Source organism: Streptomyces hundungensis (genome assembly GCF_003627815.1).
Lineage (GTDB): Bacteria > Actinomycetota > Actinomycetes > Streptomycetales > Streptomycetaceae > Streptomyces > Streptomyces hundungensis_A.
The window spans coordinates 3,704,814-3,722,371 of the sequence record NZ_CP032698.1 but is presented as its reverse complement, the minus strand read 5'-3'; the positions used below and the strand labels follow the sequence as shown (position 1 = coordinate 3,722,371).

The window sequence follows — 17,558 nt, the reverse complement described above, 5'->3', positions numbered from 1 at the left end:
GCTTCGGCTCTGATCTTCCGGTGCCGGGCAGTTGTGTCCTCACCCGCGGGGAGCGTGGATTGCGAGGGCGGGCGACGGCTTGCGCTCCGGGTCATAGATGTCGCCCAGGGCGAGTACCTGGTCGCCGCTCCGTGCGAGGAACCACGGCATGACACAGGGATTGTCCAGCGCGGCGTACTGCTCTCCGGCCGCGCACGACTTTCCTTGTTCGGACGCCCTCGCCATGGCGGTGAGGGTGCCCGAAGGAGCGATGTGCACGATGTAGACGAAGCCACCGCCGCCCTTCTGGGGATCCCACTGCACCTTCGCGTACACACCCCCGTCGGTGGCCGGAGTCATCTGCATGATCGCCATCTCGGAGAGCGGTTTGCCGGCTCCTGGCAGGTCGCCCTGGATCGTCAGGGTCCTGGGTGGGCTGCCGGGAGCCAGCACGCGGAGATTGTCGAGGCGGCTGTTGGAGAGGTAGATGGTTCCGTCCGGTGCGACGGCTCCGCGGACCCGGCCCTGGTTCGCCGGGAACGTCAGGAGCTCGGCCGCCTGGCCGTCCTTCAGGGACCACACGCTCTCGCCGTCGATGACGACGACCGTGCCGTCCGGCCGGATACCGATCGGGTTCGGGAGCTTGAATCGGCGCTGTGACTCCAAAGAAGTGACGGTGCCCTTCGAGCTCACCCGCCACAGACCGTCTCCTCCGCCGGTCACCAAAGAACCGTCCGGAGCGGCGGTGAATCCGGAGTCGGAGTGGCTCTCCTTGATTTTCGTGAACTGGCTGACCTTGCCCTCAGGAGTCATGCGCAGGATGGGCATGAGAGGGCTGTTGGAATCGCTGGCCAGATAAATGTTCCCGGCCTTGTCCGAGGTGATGTGGCCACTCTCGTTCACAGCGGTGTGGTCGAGGTCGTATGTCGTGCTCAACTCGCCCAGCGCGAAGGCGGCGACCTTTCCCGGCTCCGCTACGGGAATCCGCGCGCTGTCTTCGTTCTGGTCATCCGAACATGACCCGAGAGACAGTACGAGTACAGCGGCGGTCGCGGCCAGGACGGCGCTTCGGGCCCGGTTCCTATTTACCATCGGGCGACACCTCTGCATTGTCGAAGCCGTCCTTGAAGGCCTTCTGGTAGTTGTCGCCGTGAGCCATGTTCCACCAGCTCTGGAACGTGGGGTCGTGGCTGGCGTCGGAGGAGATGGTTCCCGTCTGGGGGTCGTACCAGGAGCTGCCCGTGGGCGGCGGGACTGCGCCCGATCTGACCATCCCCTGTGCTATCGACGGGATGAAGGACCTGTACTGCTCTTTTGCCGCGGTCACGCTCAGAGCCTCCTGCTTCGAGGCGTTGTCCGTGGAGAAGGGGTCCGTTTGGGGAGCGACGATCGTCCGGCCGATGACCGCGAGGTTCTGGGGATACTTGAGGCTCTTCTCGGCAATCTTCTCGGCGAGTTTCGACGCGCCTTCGCCCAATTTGGGAGCGGGTATGAAACCGAACAGGGTACCGGCGCTGTCGAGAATGATCTTGTTGGTCTTGTGCTCCTCGTCGATCTGCTGTGCCGCGCTGTAATTTTCCGCAACTTTGGCCTTCGTGAGCATTCCCGCCGTATTGCCCATGTCGGTCAGGCTCTTCGTCGGATCCTTGCTCCCCGCTGCCGTCGAGACCTTCTCGTGCAGTACGACGTCGAACATCGCCGTAGCGCCTGGATTGTCCTTGGCGAACAGCCGCATGACCTTGACCGTGTCCGCATTGTTGCCGACCAGGACGTGGTTCGAGGGGTCGTAGCCCGCCACTCCGTCAGGCGCTGACATCCCGGTACCACCCAGGTCATCGGCCCAGGTTGCCGTGATGCCGGCCAGCGCGACCGCGGTGCCGTTGGGGAACGTCGGGTACTCGTCCTTCTCGTGGCCGTTGCGCCCGTCGAAGTGGTCCTTCTCCTTGGCCGCGGCGGCAAGGATGTTGGCGGCGGCCGTGCCGGACTCGTCGATATGCGCCGGGGTACGGTCGGTGGCCGCCAGGGTGAGCACCTGGCGCGGCCCGTCCGAATCGTCAACCGCTATCGCCCCGGGCGTCTGCCAGTGGAAGTCGACCAGATCCGCGGCGAAGCGCTTGCCGGAGTCGTTGTTCCCCAGCAGGTGTCGCGATGCGTCAGCGTTCTCGCCCAGGCGGTTGATCACGGCCAGCGACGGATCGTTGGCATCGATGGCCATCGCCCGCTTCTGGGCGTCGTCGATGCCCTCGCGGTTATAGCTGTGCGTGAGTCCGAGCGACGCGTACCAAGCGTTGTCGGGATCCACGTACGCGGGTGCCGTGTAGGCCATGCCCACGACCCCACCCTTGGTGTACGAGGGCCGCATCTGCTGGTTCCTGCGCCAGTCCAGCATCGCGCCGCTGACCTGGGTCAGGGCCTGGGTGTCCCACTCGTTGCCCTTCGGCCCGTACTTGAACAACATGCCGACGGACCACATGTCACCGCCCGGCGGGTTGGTGAGGGCCTTCACGTACTCCGGGTTCGGTGGGATCTTGCCCGCCGACTGGAGCGTGAAGACGCGGTTGATGCCCGTGGCGTACTGGGCGACCACGTTCTGCGAGTCCTTGCTCAGCACCTCTGCGCCGTGGGTCCCGTCCTCCACGTGCAGGGCGCGGCTCACGCGGGCCGCGTCGACAACGCCGCCCGCGGCGGCGAAGGCGGCCAGATAAGTGGGGTCGTCCTGGTGGTCGGCGAGGGACCGGCCGATGGCCTCGATGTCCGCACGGGAACTCGCGCCCTTGGGGTCGTCGAGTGCCTTCTTGAGCCTGGCCGCCTCCTGGGTGGCCTCCTTGGCACTCTGTGCGTTGACGTCCGCCATGTCCCAGGGGATGTTGACGATGTCCCCGTCCGGGGTGCACATGCCGGACGCGTCGCCTTCCAGCAGGAGGTTGCGGGCCAGATCGGCGCGCTTCGACATGCTGCGGGCGTCGTCGCCCACCGCCTGCGTCTGCTGTCCCAGCAAGGACAGATCGAGGCCGCTTTCCCAAGACGTGAAATTCTTACGGATCAGAGCCCCGTGTTTGGCCAGGGCGCCCTCCAAGTCCTGGAGACGGTCCGCGAGTTTGCGCACCCGTATCGGGTCGACGCCGACGTAATCCCCCATGGACGCAATGCCTTTCACTTCGCTGTTGTCCACGTCGGCACCATGTTCCGGAGAACGACCTCTGAACGAGTCCAGCGGTGTCGGTCCCCCGGAAGGTCCGTACGCGATCCGCTGTTGCCTCTCGGGCCTCCGACCTGCATCACACCATGCGCTGTGACTCGGCGTCCGGGCCGGACGGGCAACAGCGTGCCATCGTACGGTGTGAGTGGAATTGCTCCGCTTCCTTGGGGAAACACGGGCTCATCCTTGACCGTGCTCCGTCGGGGATGCCCGTGAAATCCATACATTCACTGCCGCGACTAGTTCACGACTCCTGTACCCCTTTGCCCAAAGACGGGTCTCATGTATGGCGGCGCAAGAGGAGGCAATCCCAGGGTGGCCCCTTACATGGCGCTCCGTTCGGCCGGCATCGACAGCGGCGTGAGGTCGTCTCCGCCCCTCGTTCCCCTGCGGCACCCCGGCCTCACTGACGGTCTGCGTGCCCGCGGAGTCAGTGTCCTGTGCGGCGGTGCGTACCGAATGAGTACCCGTACTCACGACGCGCCCCTGGACGCTGGTGAGGATGGAGGCGTTCGATTGGGCCGCGGCGGAGGGGAGTTGCTCGATGAGTCGGATGCATCAGGGGAGTCCGGGGTCGGCGGCCGTGTCCCAAGGGCCGTACCTCACACAGGGACCGGCTGCCCAGGGACCGCTTGCCCAGGGACCGCCTCCCGGCGCCCTGCCCACGTGGGCCCCGCCCCACCCCTCTCCTCGGCTGCGGCCGCATGGGGCTTGGTACGTGCTGCCGGCCATGCTGCTTGTCGGGGCGGCGGTCGTGTCGGGGTGCGGTGTCGCCGCCGGGCTCCTGCGCAAAGGCGGGAAGCACGTCGTCTGCGACGTGACCACCACCTGTGCCAAGACGCCTTACCAGGACGGCTACCACAGCCCCGACTGGCCGTGGGGATTCTTCGTTGCCGGTGGTGTGTTCGCGGGCCTCGCGGTGATCGGGTTCGTCCTGTTGCCCGTGTTGCGCGGGCGCAGCCGAAGCCGGTTCGCACGGGTTGCACAGTGGTAACGAGTGCGCGCGGTGACAGGGAGAAACAAGCCATTTCGGAGCCTTTGTGGCGGCTGCGCCGGGATGGGTAACGTTCGCGATCTTTAACGCGCCTTGAGGGTGCTGAGGGGCGGCTGCTACGGTGCGATCACATGATCTGACAGCGTGCTGGTGGCCTCGCGGAGGTCTTCGGCGGGCCCGAAGTGACCGGTCGAGTCCCAGTTCTCGCGGCGTGAGATGGCTTGATTCAGGTCCAGGCATGCGTCTTGGTGCGTCCTGGTTCGCCCGCGACGCTGTCGCAAAAGAGTTACCACGGGGAGAAGCGACGTGAAGGTCCAGGAGCGCGGTGGGGCGGGGACCCACCGGGGGGCGGCGCCCGGGCAGCCGGTCGGTGAGCGGCTTCCTGCGCCGCCACGGGAACGCAAGCCCGCCCTCGCGGCCCTCGCCGTCCTGCTCATCCTCATCGGCGCCCTCGGGGCGACCGTTCTGGTGCTGCGCGCGGGCGACCGGGTCGAGGTCTACCAGCTCACGCACGATGTCCCGGCCGGGCATGCCGTGTCCAAGGGCGATCTCACCACCGTGATGGTGGCCGCCGACAACCACATCGACTACATCCGCCCCGAGCAGTACGACGCCCTCACCAAGCTGCGGGCGAAGTCCAACCTCTACGAGGGCTCGGTCCTGGTGGGCCAGATGTTCGCCGCGGGCGGCGGCACCGAGGTCGGCAAGGCCGCCGTCGGTGTCTCGCTCAAGGAAGGCCAGTACCCCACCAACCTCAAGGACGGCGAGACGGTCGCCGTCTACCGGGTCGGCACCTCCGCCGGATCGGGCAAGACCGGCACCGGGGGCGCCAACTCCGGCTCCGCGGGCGGGAGTTCGCCGCTCGTCCAGCGCGCCGTCGTCAGCGACGTCGGCACCCAGGACAAGTCCTTCGGCAGCGGCAACCTCGCCGTCACGCTCACCGTGAACACCTCCGAGGCGGCCGCCGTCGCCCAGGCCGCGTCCGCCGGTGAAGTCGCCGTGGTGCGGGTCGCGCCGGACAACGGCTGAGTCGCGCGGCGACGCAGCGACCCAGCAGAGACAGAAGACGCGGAAGACATGGCGCTCATCGCACTCGCATCCGACAAGGGCTCTCCCGGTGTCACCACCGCCGCCCTGGCCCTGGCCGCCGTTTGGCCCCGTCGCGCACTGCTCGCCGAGACGGACCCGGCGGGCGGGGACCTGGTGTACCGCTGCACGGCCACCAACGGCGGCCCCCTCAACCCCAACACCGGACTCCTCTCGCTGGCCGCGGCCGCCCGCCGCGGGCTCGCCGCCGACCAGCTCTGGGACCACGCCCAGCCGATGGCCGGCGGGCTCGAACTGCTCGTGGGGCTCGGCGCCGCCGAACAGGCCGCCGGTCTCGCCGGGAGCTGGCCCACACTCGGCCGGGCCTTCGCCTCGCTCGGCGAGTCACCGCACGCCCCCGCCGACGTCATCGCCGACATCGGCCGCATCAGCGGCGGTTCGCCCGCGCTCGACCTGCTCCCGCACGCCGCCCTTGCGCTGCTCGTCTCGCGCACCGAGCCCGAGCACCTCGCCCGGGTACGCGACCGGGCCGCGGCGCTCTCCACCCATCTCCACGGCAGCCCGCGCGGCAACGCGCTGGCCACGCCGTTCATCGGCGTGATCCTGATCGCCGAGGCCGGGGCGTCCGTCAAGCTCTCCCACCAGGTCAACGACATGCTGGTGGCCGGGCAGACCGGCGCCCGCGTCATCGGCACCCTCGCGCACGACCCCTCCGGCGCCGCCCTGCTGGCCGGCCGCGGCCGTGGCCGGCTCGACAAGTCGCTGCTCATCCGCAGCGCCCGCAAGGTCTCGGCCGACCTGTACCAGCAGTTCGGCGCGGCCTGGGCCGGGGCCGGGGTCGGCCGATGAGTGCGGTCGATCACGCGCTGGTCAAGCGGTTCCGCCAGGAGGCCGGTGACCGGATCGCCGAGCAGCGGCGCCTGGACCAGGTGCGCGGGGTGGCCGCGATGTCGAGCGAGGACGAGCGCCAGTACGCGCGCGCCGTCATCGCCCAGATACTGGAGGAGTACGCCCGCACGGAGATCAACGCCGGGCGCACCCCCCTCGACGCGGAGACCGAGGAGCAGTACGCGGCCGCCGTGCACGCGGCTCTCTTCGGCGTCGGCCGGCTCCAGCCGCTGCTCGACGACCCCGAGGTCGAGAACATCGACATCAACGGGTGCGACCAGGTCTTCGTCGGCTACTCCGACGGCCGCGAGGTCCGGGGCGACCCGGTCGCCGAGACCGACGAGGAGCTCATCGAGCTCATCCAGGTCCTCGGCGCCTACTCCGGCCTCTCCTCGCGCCCCTTCGACTCCGCCAACCCCCAGCTCGACCTGCGGCTGCCGGACGGCTCGCGTCTGTCGGCCGTGATGGAGGTCGCCCGGCGGCCCTCGCTGTCCATCCGTAGGGCCCGCATGGGCAAGGTCTTCATGGCGGACCTGGTCGGAAACGGCACCGTCACACCGGAGTTGGCGCACTTCCTGGCCTGCGCGGTCCGGGCCCGTAAGAACATCATGATCGCGGGCGCGACCAACGCCGGAAAGACCACGCTGCTGCGGGCGCTCGCCAACGAGATCCCGCAGCAGGAACGCCTGATCACGGTCGAGCGCGCCCTTGAGCTCGGTCTCGATCAGTTCCCCGAACTGCATCCGAACGTGGTCGCGTTCGAGGAGCGGCTGCCCAACTCCGAGGGCCTGGGCATGATCCCGATGGCGGAGCTGGTGCGGCGTTCGCTGCGTATGAACCCTTCCCGGGTCATCGTCGGTGAGGTCCTCGGCGACGAGATCGTCACCATGCTGAACGCGATGTCGCAGGGCAACGACGGCTCGCTCTCCACGATCCACGCCAACAGCTCCGCCGAGGTCTTCAACCGCATCTCGACGTACGCTCTCCAGGCGGCCGAGCGGCTGCCCATCGAGGCCAGCCAGATGCTGATCGCGGGCGCGGTCAACTTCGTCGTCTTCGTCGAGCGGCGCAACAACTACGAGAGCGGCGGCCGGTTGCAGCGCGTGGTCACCTCGGTCCGCGAGGTGAACGGCTGCGACGGGCGCGTTCTGTCCAGTGAGGTCTTCGCCGAGACGCCGGACGGACGGGTCGTCCCGCACGCCCCGGTGTCCTGCATCGAGGAACTCGCCGTGCACGGCTACCGGCCCTCCGGGGCCTGGGGGTGAGTGGAGCCGTATGAACAACCTTCCCTCCATGGGCGGTCTCTTCGAGGCCCAGACCCTCTACGCGCTCGCGGCCGGCCTCGCCGTCGGCGGCGGCCTCGCGCTGCTCGTCGTCGCGATCCGGGGCTTCGAGGTCAAACCGGGCGGCGGCGCCCGGAACCAACGCGCGGGCGAGATGCTCCAGTTCATCGGCAAGCGCGGCTCGATCGCGGCCGGCGTCGGCCTGCTCGTGCTGCTGCTCACCCGGTGGACGGTGGCCGGCGTCGCCACCGGTCTGCTCGTCTTCTTCTGGAACAAGCTGTTCGGCGGCGCCGCGCAGGAGAAGGTTGCCATGAAGCGGGTCGAGGCGCTCGCCGCCTGGACCGAGTCGCTGCGCGACACCATCGCCGGCGCGGTCGGCCTGGAACAGGCCATCCCCGCATCGGCCCGCGCGGCCGCCCCCGCGCTGCGGCCCCATCTCGACGCGCTCGTCGACCGGTTGCGGGCCCGTACGCCGCTGCCCGACGCGCTCCAGCTGCTCGCCGACGAGATCGACGACGCCTCCGCCGACATCATCGTCGCCGCGCTCATCCTCAACGCCCGGCTGCGCGGCCCCGGTCTGCGCCAGGTGCTCGGGGCGCTCGCCAAGTCGGCCCGCGAGGAGATCGACATGCGCCACCGCGTGATGGCCCAGCGCTCCTCCACCCGGCGCAGTGTGCAGATCGTGGTCGGCGTCTCGATCGCGTTCGTGCTCGGGCTCTCCGTCTTCAACCGCGACTTCGTGCAGCCGTACAACTCGACGGTCGGCCAGCTCGTACTCGCCTGTGTCTGCGGCCTGTTCGCGCTCGGCTTCTGGTGGCTGCGCAAGCTGTCGGTGATCGAGACCCCGGACCGCTTCCTGGTCCGGCACGAGCCGGAGACCCGCTTCGTACGCCCCGACGCCTCCACGGGCGTACCCGGGAACCGGGACGCGGACGGACAGCGTCCTGTAACCGCTGGGGAGGGAGTGCGGTGAGCGACATCATCACGGGACCGGTGCTGATCGGCGCGGTCCTCGGCCTCGGCATCTACGTCCTGATCAGGGCGCTGACCCGGACGAAGCGTTCGGCGGTCTCGCAGATCGCGCGGATCGACGCGATGCGCTCGTCCGGCAGCGTCTACACCCCGCGGCCCGAGGACCACGGCACCGGCCGGCTCTCGGGACTGCGCTCCGGGGTCGGGGCGCGGGTCGCCGAGCTGTACCTGAGGCAGGGCTGGGAGCAGCGCTCCATCCGCGCCGACCTCGCCGTGCTCGAACGCGGCTGGGAACGCTTCCTGGCGACCAAGGTGCTGCTCGGTGTCGCGGGCCTCGTCTTCGGCCCGCTGCTCTTCGTCATCGTCGCGACGCTCGGCTTCGGCAGCAGCCCGATCATCCCCGTCTGGCTGGCGCTGATGTGCGGGGCGATCTTCTTCTTCCTGCCCGACCTGGAAGTGCGCAGGGACGCCGCCGACAAGCGGCGTGACCTGCGCCGCGTCATCGGGGCCTACCTCGACCTGGTGGCCATGAACCTGGCCGGCGGGCGCGGACTGCCCGAGGCGCTGATGGCCGCCGCCGAGGTCAGCGACGGCTGGGCGCTGCGCCGGCTGCGCAACACCCTCGCGGACGCCCGGATCACCGGCACCAGCCAGTGGCTCGCGCTCGGCCGGCTCGGCGAGGAACTCGGCGTCGAGGAGCTGAAGGACCTGTCCTCCTCGCTCGCCCTGGTCGCGGACGACGGCGCGAAGGTACGCGAGTCCCTGGCGTCCCGCGCCGAAACGATGCGGCACCGGGAGATGGCCGAGATCGAGGGAGCGGCCGGTGAGAAGTCCCAGTCGATGCTCGTCGCCCAACTGCTGCTCTGTGCGGGCTTCCTGGTCTTCCTGATCTTTCCCGCCGCGATGCGCGTCTTCCAGGTCTGAGCCAGGCCGGAACGCGCCCCCCCACTTCTGTCGAGAGGAAACCAACCACCATGAACCGCCCCCAGTTCCCCAAGGTCAGCCACCCGGCCGTCGACTTCCTCGTCACCTTCCTGCGCGGCCGCGTCCAGCGCGCCCGCTCCGGCGAGCTCGACCGGGGCGCGTCCGCGGTCGAGTGGGTCATCATCTCCGCCGTCGTCGTGGCGATCGTCGGCGTGGTCGCCGCGGTCATCAACTCGGCCCTCAAGGGCGGCGCCGACAAGGTCGGCAAGTGCATCGAGGGCGCGAGCGCCGACAAGACCTGCTGAGGCGGGACCACTACCTTGCGCGACGGACTCCGGGCTCTTGTACGCCGCCGGGTGGAGGCAGCCTCCGCCCGCGGCGACTCCGGCATGACCGCGATCGAGTTCGTACTGCTGACCCCGGTGCTGTTCTTCATGATCTTCGCGACCGTGCAGTTCGGTCTGTACTTCTTCGCGGACCACGTCGCGCAGGCCGCGGCCCAGGCCGGGGCCCGCAAGGCGCGGGCCATGGCCGACGAACAGCCCGGCGCCTGGCGCGGCGAGGCCCGCGACCAGGCCTCCAGCTACATCGCGCAGCTCGGCCCGAAGCTCGTGCTCGCCCCCGACGTCCAGACCGTGGAGCCCAAGGCGAACACGGTGGGCGTGGAGATCACGGCCAAGGTGCCGACGGTCTTCCCCGGCCTGCACCTGACGGTGCACGCGCGCTCGCAGGGGCCGGTCGAACGATTCGTACGCGAGGGGGGGAACTGATGCGCGCGCGGGCAGTACGCGCCCTCCGCTCGGGCGGCGCTGTCGCGGGCGGCCTCGCGGAGGCGGTGCGCAGCCGCTCGGCCGCCGCCGTACGCCGACGCTCGGCGGCCGCGGTACGCCTCCGCTCGGGCGGCGCTGTATGCCTCCGCTCGGCCGCCGTGCTGCGCGGCCGGTCGGTCGCTGCGGTTCGCCGCCGGTCGGCCGCCCTGTCGCACCGCCGCTCGGCCGTCGCCGACCGGGGTCTTTCCACCATCGAGGTGGTCATCCTCGCCCCGGTGATGATCCTGTTCATCCTGGTCCTGGTGGCGTTCGGCCAACTCGTCGACGGGCGCGGCGCGGTGGACTCCGCGGCGCGGGACGCGGCACGGGCCGGCTCCATCCAGAAGGACCTCGGCACCGCGCTCTCCGAAGCCAAGACGGCGGCGGAGGCCGACCTCGCGGACGTCTGCTCCGGCCCGGTCAGCGTGCGTCAGACCAGCGCGGGCTGGACCGACGCGGAGTTCTTCACGGTGGAGGTCAGCTGCCGCATCCGGGGCCTGTCGATGCTCGGCCTCGACATCCCCACGACCCTGACCGGCACCTCGACCTCCCCGCTCGACCCGTTCAAGAGGAAGACCGCATGAGCGCGCCGCGGAACACCGCCGGGCCCAGGGCGGCCGGACCTCGGACCCCGTACGCCTGGATCCGGGACCGGCGCGCGCGTCTCGACGACCGGGGGTCGGGGGCGGCCGCGGTCATCGTCTTCGCCTTCCTCTTCCTCGGCCTCGCCGCGTTCGTCATCGACGGCGGCCTCTCCATCTCCAAGCGGGAGCGCGCCGCGGACATCGCCGAACAGGCCGCGCGCTACGCGGCGCAGGACATCGACAAGGAAGCCCTGTACGACGGCTCCGGCGCGGGCGCCCCCATCCGCTACGAGAACTGCGGCACCCGCGTGAAGGCCTTCGCCCGCGCGTCCGGCCTCTCCGGCCCGGACATCGCGGCGTCCCACTGCGTGGGCGGCAGCGCCCAACAGGTGGAAGTCGAGATCCAGTTGACGTACAAGCCCGTGTTCACCGGGTTCTTCTACGGCGGCGAGGTCGTGGTGCACGGCCGGTCCGTGGCGAAGAACGAGGTGGGCTGAGGTGACCTCCTCGCGCCGGGCCCGCGCCCTGCTTCCCGACAACGAAGAGTCGCAGATGCTGCACCCCACCCGCCGCCTCACGAAGGCCACCACCGCTTCGACCGCCCTGGCGCTCGCGGGTGCGCTGCTGCTCACCGGGTGCGGTGGAGGTTCGAAGGGGGACGTCTCCGACAAGAGCGCCGCCTCGCCCAGCGCGTCCCCTTCCCCCGCCGCGCCGTCCGCGACCGCGTCGGCGCCCGCCGTCGCCGAGAACCGGCCGAAGGTGACGCTGCCCGAGGGGGAGACGCTGGCCTTCGACCCGGAGACGACCGGCGACCCCGTTAAGGACGCGGTACTGAGGGACAACGCGGAGTACGTACGCGCTGTCGACGAGGCGATTGCCGGCCAGGACGCCAAGGCGCCGAAGGTTGCGTTCTACGCCAAGGACGATGCCTTGGTGGGAGCCATGCAGTGGATTGCCGCGGTCACCAAACAGGGCGTCTCCATCACCGGGACGATCCGCTACCTCGATCGGCAGGTCTCCATCCGGCAGGACGGCGCGGCGACGCTCATGTACTGCGGGGACGAGACGAAGGGGTTCACCAAGGACCGGAAGACGGGCAAGGTCAACGTCACACCTGCCAACGGCGATTCGTACATCTCGTACGCCCTGGTGCTGCGCAAGAACGACAAGGGCGTATGGCAGGCCACAAAGCTCTCTTCGGTACGGGGGGACAAGAAGTGTCAGCGATGAAGAATCGTGCGGGCACGTGTCCGCTCGGCACGCTCAGACCGGGGTGGCGCGAGACAGATCACCTTTTCTCTCACGGAGGTAGGACCCCCGATGCGTAACCACAAGGCCACGACGGCCGCGGCTGCCCTGGCGGCCGCGGGCGCGCTTCTGCTCACCGGGTGCGGTGGGGGTTCGAAGGGGGGCGACGACTCCAAGAAGATCGCGGGCGCGGACACGGGGGCGTCGGCCTCCGCCTCGCCGTCGGCTTCGGCGTCCAGCACCCCCGACGCGGCGAACCGGCCGAAGGTGGTCCTCCCCGCGGGGGACGTGCTGACCTTTGACCCGGAGAAGACCGGGGACCCGGTCAAGGACGCGATCCTCGCCGACAACGCGGAGTACCAGAAGGCCATCGAGGAAGCGATCGACAAGCAGGACCCGAAGTCCAAGAGCGTGGCGTTCTATTCGGTGGGCAAGGCCCTCATCATCGACACCCAGTGGATCGCCGGTTTCGTGAAGGACGGCACCACGGTGACAGGGACGACACGCCTCTTCAACCGCGAGGTCACCGTCGACAAGGACGGGTCCGCTCAACTTACCTACTGCGGTGACGAAACCAAGGGCTTCACCAAGGACCGGAAGACGGGCAAAGTCAACGTCACTCCGCCCGACAAGAACTCGTACGTCTCGTACGTGTCCCGGTTGCGCAAGAACGCTCAGGGCGTGTGGCAGACCACCATGGTGAGTTCGGTGCGAGGAGACCAGAAGTGCCAGCCGTGATACGTGGAAACAGGGCGGTGGCAGCGACGCTGCTCGCCGCGGCCATCGTCGCTTCTCAGGCCGCACCGGCTTGGGCGAGCAAAGACAACGGGTCTTCACACAGCCGGGGTGACGCCAGCGCCCAGAACTCCGCGGGCAACGTGACCGTCGGTGTCTCCAAGGCCCAGGTGTCCGGGGACACGAAGTCGGGGAGCGCGAAGACGGCGGGTGAGCTGACGTCGAGCGACAGCTCCTGGACCCCGCCCGCCTGCTGGTACGAGCCGACCTACTCGCCGAAGGAGATGGAGGCCATGATCGGAAAGTGGCGCACCATCAAGTTCTTCGGCATCGGTGACTTCATCGGGGACGTCTTCGACTCGCAGTACAAGACGGGCGACCCCGCCAAGGGCGGCTACAAGGACTACAACCTCGACCAAGAAGGCAAGGGGATGTTCTGGGCCGCGGTGGTGAATCCCAACCGCAAGGACGACCCCGAGGCCTCGAAGTGCGACAAGTTCCCGTTCTGGGTGGAGAACGGCAAGACGCCGGACGTTCCGATGGCCGTCAACGCCAGGATCCTCGGTGAGTACGCGTCGGACTCCATCGCGCTGCCGTCGACCCAGGTGTCGATGGCCCCGAGCGGCACGTCCACGGTGAACCTGCCGACGTGGATCTGGGCGCCTGGGAAGCAGTTCACCGAGAAGAAGGTGAGCGCTTCGCTGGCGGGCATCACCTCGACCGCCGTCGCCACGCCGGTCGCGCTGCACATCGAGTCCGGCTCGCCCGACGCCACCGTCTTCCCGGCGTCCGGCAACTGCCCGATCAACGCCGACGGCAGCATCGGCGAGCCCTACGCGGCAGGCAAGGCCGGACAGACCCCGCCCTGCGGTGTGACGTACGGACGTGCCGGGTCGTACTCGTTCAAGGCGAGCATCACGTGGCACGTCAGCTGGTCTGCGACGAACGGTGAGCACGGGCCGCTCCCGGACAGCATCTTCACCACGCCGCCCCAGAACGTAACCGTCCAAGAAATCCAGTCCATCAACCGCTAGCCGGAAAAGGGGAGTTGGGGGCCGCCCGCCCCCACCCCCAGCCCCCGGCCCCGGCCCCGCCGCATCGACCCCAGGAACCCACCCCATGGCACGCACCCCCTCCCGCCCGGCGGGTCCGGCGAATCGGACGCCGCAGCCGTTGCCGCGTCGTCGTACGGCCGGCGACTTCGCCAAGGCGTTCTTCGCGTTCGTCGCGCTGCTCGGGCTCGTCGTGGGGGTGCCCGCGGCGCTCGCGATGAGCGTGGGGTGGCCGCTGCCGCACCGAATGCCCTCGCTCGACATGGTGCAGCAGCAGATATCCGCGCAGGCCTTCGTGCGGATCCTCACGCTGGTGGTGTGGCTGGCGTGGGCGCAGTTCACCGCGTGTGTGCTGGTCGAGGTCAAGGCCGCGGTGTCCGGTGTCGGGCTGCCCTCGCGGGTGCCGGGCGCGGGGCCGAGTCAGTTGCTGGCGCGGCAGCTGATCGCGGCGGTGCTGCTCGTCACCGCCACCGCCGCGAGCTTCACCCCGGGTCTGACCGGCGGGCAGCACGTCGAGAACACCGCGCGGCCGACCGTCGCCGCGGCCCAGCAACTGCCGGGCCAACAGCAGGCCGAGACCGTCGCCGAGGCGATGCAGAAGCAGGCGGCGGCGCAGGCGCACCACGCCCTTGAGGAGCAGGGCGGTACGGAGGCGGGGGCCACCAAGTTCTACCGGATCCAGCCGCCCGAGGGCCGTCACCACGACTCGCTGTGGGAGGTCGCCGAACGCCACCTCGGGGACGGGCGCCGCTACCACGAGATCTACCAGCTCAACAAGGACCGGGTGCAGCCCGACGGCTCCAAGCTGTCCGAGGCCAGCCTGATCCGGCCCGGCTGGATCATGGAGATGCCGGCCGACGCCCACGGCGGGGACCTCGTCGAGATGCCCGCACCGGTGGTCGAGGCCCCGAAGGGGCTCAAGCGGCAGATCGCCGAGTACGCCAAGTCCGGCGACCACGCCCAGCCGGCCCAGCAGGGCGTGGGGGCGCGGCCCGGCGCGGACGCCGCCGGCGGCTCCGGGCCGCAGCAGCAGGCTCCGCCCGTCCAGACGCCGGCCCCGCAGCAGACACCGCGGGGCGCCGCGTCCGGGACCGCCACCTCGTCGTCGTCCGAGAGCGGGTTCGGGCTCTCCGAGGCGCTCATCGGGGCGCCGCTGCTCGCCGCGGGCGTGCTCGGCGCGCTCGGCCGCCGCCGCAGGATGGCGCTGTGGCAGTCCGCGATGACCGCGGTCGCCGGGCGTCGCGGCATGGAGCCGCCGGTGCCCAGCGGCGCCGACGCCGACGTCCACGACGCGCTCCTGGTCGGCGCCGACCCCGAGGCCGTGCGCTTCCTCGACAAGGCGCTGCGCGGTCTGTCCGCCGAGCTCGACGCCGCGAACCGGCCGCTGCCCGTCGTGTACGCGGCCTGGTTCACCGCCACCGACCTGCACCTCCAACTGGCCCAGCCCTCCGGGCAACCGCCCGCCCCCTGGCAGCAGGGCAGCGACCCGACGCTGTGGCGTCTGGAGCGCACGGCCGCGCCCGCACAGGTACGGGACCTCGCCGAGATCGCGGCCCCCTACCCGGGCCTGGTCAGCCTCGGCACCCTGGACGGCGCCCGGCTGCTGCTCAACCTCGAAGCCGCGCCCGGTCTGGTCTCGCTCAGCGGCCCCGGCGAGGCGCGCGCCGCGGTGCTCTCCTCGGTGGCCGCCGAACTCGCCACCAACGGCTGGTCCGACCGCATGACCGTCACCGTCGTCGGCTTCGGCGCCGAACTGGGCGCGCTCGCCCCGACCCGGCTGCGCCACCTCGACTCCGTCGGGGTGCTCCTCGAAGACCTCGGCGCGGAGATCCAGCGGCGCCGGGCCGCACTCGGCGCGGCCGGCCACGACTCGGTCCTCACCGGTCGCACCGGACCCGCGTCGCAGCACACCCGCTGGGCCCCGCACCTGGTGATGATCGCCGACACCCCCACCGAGGCGGAGGCCGCCGCGCTCGCCGAACTGACCGCGGGCGCGGGCAAGTTGGGCATCGGCTGCCTGGTCGGCGTCGACGGCACGGCCCAACAGCTGGGCGCCGCCTGGGACTTGGAGATCAGCGCGGAAGGCCGCCTGGCCGCTCCGCTGCTCGGCCTCGAACTCACCGCCCAGCTGCTGCCCGCCGCCGTGCACCAGGCGGTCGTACGCCTCTTCGCCTCCGCCGACACGATGTCCGGCCCCGACGGCGACGACCCGGCCCCGGCCCCGCACGCCTTCCTGGTGGACATCACCGAGCAGGGCCGTCCCGCGGTCTACGCCCGACTGGTCGGACCGTACGAGATCATCGGTCTCGAAGCACCCGACGACGAGCGCAGCGCGCTGCTCCACGAGGCGCTCGCCCTGCTGCTCCTGCACCGCGAGGGCGTCCACCCGCTGGTCCTCGCCTCCGCGATGTGGCCGCGCGGAGTGACCGACGAAGTCCGCGAGGCACTGATCGGCCGGCTGCGGGAGTGGCTCGGCACCGACGAGGACGGCTCGCCCCGGCTGCGTACCGACGCCAACGGGCGGCTCACCCTCGCCCGGTCCGTCGTCTCCGACCTCGACGTGCTGCGTTCGCTGCACTACGAGGCGACCGAGGGCCGCGGCACCCGCCGCGCCTCGGTGCGCGAGCGGCTGCTCACCGACGCCCTCAACCTGGTGCGCGGCCCGCTCCTCGCCGACCGCGCCGAGGGCCGCTACGGCTGGCTCGGCCACGAGATCATCGACACCCAACTGCCGCTCCTGGTGGCCGATGTGGCGCTCGCGCTCTGCGGCCACCACCGCGAGCAGGGGCGCCCGCGCAAGGCCATCGAGGCGCTCCGCACCGCGCTCGCCAGCTCCCCCGCGGACGAGCGGCTGTGGAACGAGCTGCTGCGCGCGACCCACGACACCGAGGACGAGGACGCCCTGCGCGCGCTGGTCGCGGAGCTCACCGCCCGCAGCGGCCCCCGCGGTCTGCCGCCGCGGACCGTCGCCCTGCTCGACGAGTTGTTCCCGTCCTGGCGCGGTGACGGCGGCCCGGCCGCGGCGTCGGCGGGCTGACGGGGCACCCTGGTCCGGTGAACGCAACGCTGACCCTCGCGGCGGCCGCCTGGGGCGCGGGCGCGGGATACCTGCTGCCGCGCCCCCGTTACCGGCTCTCCGTCGAACCCGGGGAGCCCTGGCGTACCGCCTGCCCGGCCGGGCACGAGCTGACCGGGCGGCCGGGCCCCGCCCGGTGCCGGGCCTGCGGGCCGGGCACGCGCTACGGCCGGGCGCTGCCCGCCGTCCTGGTCACCGCCCTGGTCTGCGCCGCGCTCGCCGCCACCACCGGGCCCCGGCCCGAGCTGGCGGTCTGGCTGCTGCTGACTCCGTTCGCGGTGCTGCTGTGCCTGGTCGACCTGGCCGTCCGCAGGCTGCCCGATCCGCTCACCCTGCCGCTGGTCGGCGCCGCCGCCCTGCTGCTCGGGCTCGCGGCCCTGCTGCCCGGGCACGCCGGATCCTGGCCGACCGCCCTGCTCGGCGGGCTCGCCCTGGGCGCCGGGTACTTCGTCCTGTTCCTGATCAACCCGGCGGGCATGGGCTTCGGCGATGTGAAACTCGCGCTCGGGCTCGGGGTGCTGCTCGGCTGGTACGGCTGGCCCTGTCTGATGGCGGGCGCCCTCCTCGGTCTCGTCCTGGGCGCGCTGTACGGCATGGGGCTCGTCGTGTTCCGCGGCGCGGGCCGCAAGACGGCGTTCCCGCTCGGCCCGTTCCTGGTCGCCGGCGCCCTCGGCGGCCTGCTGCTCGGCGGCCTCACCCGCTGACACCGGCCGTCGGCCCCGGGCCCCGCCGAACCGGCCGCCGCCCCTGGCGTACGCTGGATCAGTC

At 70.7% G+C, this 17,558-nt stretch carries 17 protein-coding genes; 15 read left to right on the top strand and 2 right to left on the bottom strand.

The window, feature by feature from the left end; translation table 11 throughout:
* Positions 1–39: 39 nt before the first annotated feature.
* Positions 40–915, bottom strand: coding sequence for a hypothetical protein (locus DWB77_RS16520; protein WP_120721993.1), 876 nt, complete (start codon positions 913–915; stop codon positions 40–42).
* Between the two features lie 145 nt (positions 916–1,060).
* Entirely contained in the window at positions 1,061–3,055 is a 1,995-nt protein-coding gene (locus tag DWB77_RS16515) for a hypothetical protein (RefSeq protein WP_216826854.1), read from the bottom strand.
* An 841-nt stretch (positions 3,056–3,896) separates the two neighbouring features.
* On the opposite strand from DWB77_RS16515, the gene DWB77_RS16510 reads away from it, so the two are divergent.
* The 15 genes from DWB77_RS16510 (at position 3,897) to DWB77_RS16440 (ending at position 17,494) form a co-directional block, all read left to right on the top strand.
* Complete coding sequence (locus tag DWB77_RS16510) at positions 3,897–4,172, top strand: hypothetical protein (protein ID WP_120721991.1); 276 nt, start codon at positions 3,897–3,899, stop codon at positions 4,170–4,172.
* A 306-nt stretch (positions 4,173–4,478) separates the two neighbouring features.
* Positions 4,479–5,201, top strand: coding sequence for an SAF domain-containing protein (locus DWB77_RS16505; RefSeq protein WP_120721990.1), 723 nt, complete (start codon positions 4,479–4,481; stop codon positions 5,199–5,201).
* 48 nt (positions 5,202–5,249) lie between these two features.
* Positions 5,250–6,068, top strand: a complete 819-nt coding sequence (locus DWB77_RS16500) for a hypothetical protein (protein WP_120721989.1) — start codon at positions 5,250–5,252, stop codon at positions 6,066–6,068.
* Positions 6,065–7,372: a CpaF family protein gene (locus tag DWB77_RS16495; RefSeq protein WP_120721988.1), complete on the top strand. Its 1,308-nt coding sequence runs from the start codon at positions 6,065–6,067 to the stop codon at positions 7,370–7,372. The genes DWB77_RS16500 and DWB77_RS16495 overlap by 4 nt, the downstream gene beginning before the upstream one ends.
* Positions 7,373–7,382: 10 nt before the next feature.
* The gene (locus tag DWB77_RS16490; RefSeq protein WP_120721987.1) at positions 7,383–8,363 is read left to right on the top strand and encodes a type II secretion system F family protein; all 981 of its coding nucleotides are present in this window, start codon (positions 7,383–7,385) and stop codon (positions 8,361–8,363) included.
* The gene (locus tag DWB77_RS16485; RefSeq protein WP_120721986.1) at positions 8,360–9,286 is read left to right on the top strand and encodes a type II secretion system F family protein; all 927 of its coding nucleotides are present in this window, start codon (positions 8,360–8,362) and stop codon (positions 9,284–9,286) included. The genes DWB77_RS16490 and DWB77_RS16485 overlap by 4 nt, the downstream gene beginning before the upstream one ends.
* 50 nt (positions 9,287–9,336) lie before the next feature.
* Positions 9,337–9,591 (top strand): hypothetical protein, encoded by a 255-nt coding sequence (locus DWB77_RS16480; protein WP_120721985.1) that lies wholly within the window; start codon positions 9,337–9,339, stop codon positions 9,589–9,591.
* A gap of 84 nt (positions 9,592–9,675) precedes the next feature.
* Positions 9,676–10,056 (top strand): TadE family protein, encoded by a 381-nt coding sequence (locus DWB77_RS16475; protein ID WP_120727862.1) that lies wholly within the window; start codon positions 9,676–9,678, stop codon positions 10,054–10,056.
* A 206-nt stretch (positions 10,057–10,262) separates the two neighbouring features.
* Positions 10,263–10,679, top strand: a complete 417-nt coding sequence (locus tag DWB77_RS16470) for a TadE/TadG family type IV pilus assembly protein (protein ID WP_246033874.1) — start codon at positions 10,263–10,265, stop codon at positions 10,677–10,679.
* Positions 10,676–11,176: a Tad domain-containing protein gene (locus tag DWB77_RS16465; RefSeq protein WP_120721984.1), complete on the top strand. Its 501-nt coding sequence runs from the start codon at positions 10,676–10,678 to the stop codon at positions 11,174–11,176. The genes DWB77_RS16470 and DWB77_RS16465 overlap by 4 nt, the downstream gene beginning before the upstream one ends.
* A 1-nt stretch (position 11,177) precedes the next feature.
* Positions 11,178–11,909 (top strand): hypothetical protein, encoded by a 732-nt coding sequence (locus DWB77_RS16460; RefSeq protein WP_120721983.1) that lies wholly within the window; start codon positions 11,178–11,180, stop codon positions 11,907–11,909.
* Between the two features lie 90 nt (positions 11,910–11,999).
* Complete coding sequence (locus DWB77_RS16455) at positions 12,000–12,665, top strand: hypothetical protein (protein WP_120721982.1); 666 nt, start codon at positions 12,000–12,002, stop codon at positions 12,663–12,665.
* A gap of 17 nt (positions 12,666–12,682) precedes the next feature.
* On the top strand, positions 12,683–13,696 hold the full coding sequence (locus DWB77_RS16450; RefSeq protein WP_246033543.1) for a hypothetical protein: 1,014 nt from the start codon (positions 12,683–12,685) through the stop codon (positions 13,694–13,696).
* Between the two features lie 85 nt (positions 13,697–13,781).
* Entirely contained in the window at positions 13,782–16,751 is a 2,970-nt protein-coding gene (locus tag DWB77_RS16445; protein WP_120721981.1) for a BTAD domain-containing putative transcriptional regulator, read from the top strand.
* A gap of 17 nt (positions 16,752–16,768) precedes the next feature.
* Positions 16,769–17,494, top strand: coding sequence for a prepilin peptidase (locus tag DWB77_RS16440; protein ID WP_120721980.1), 726 nt, complete (start codon positions 16,769–16,771; stop codon positions 17,492–17,494).
* Positions 17,495–17,558 lie beyond the last annotated feature (64 nt).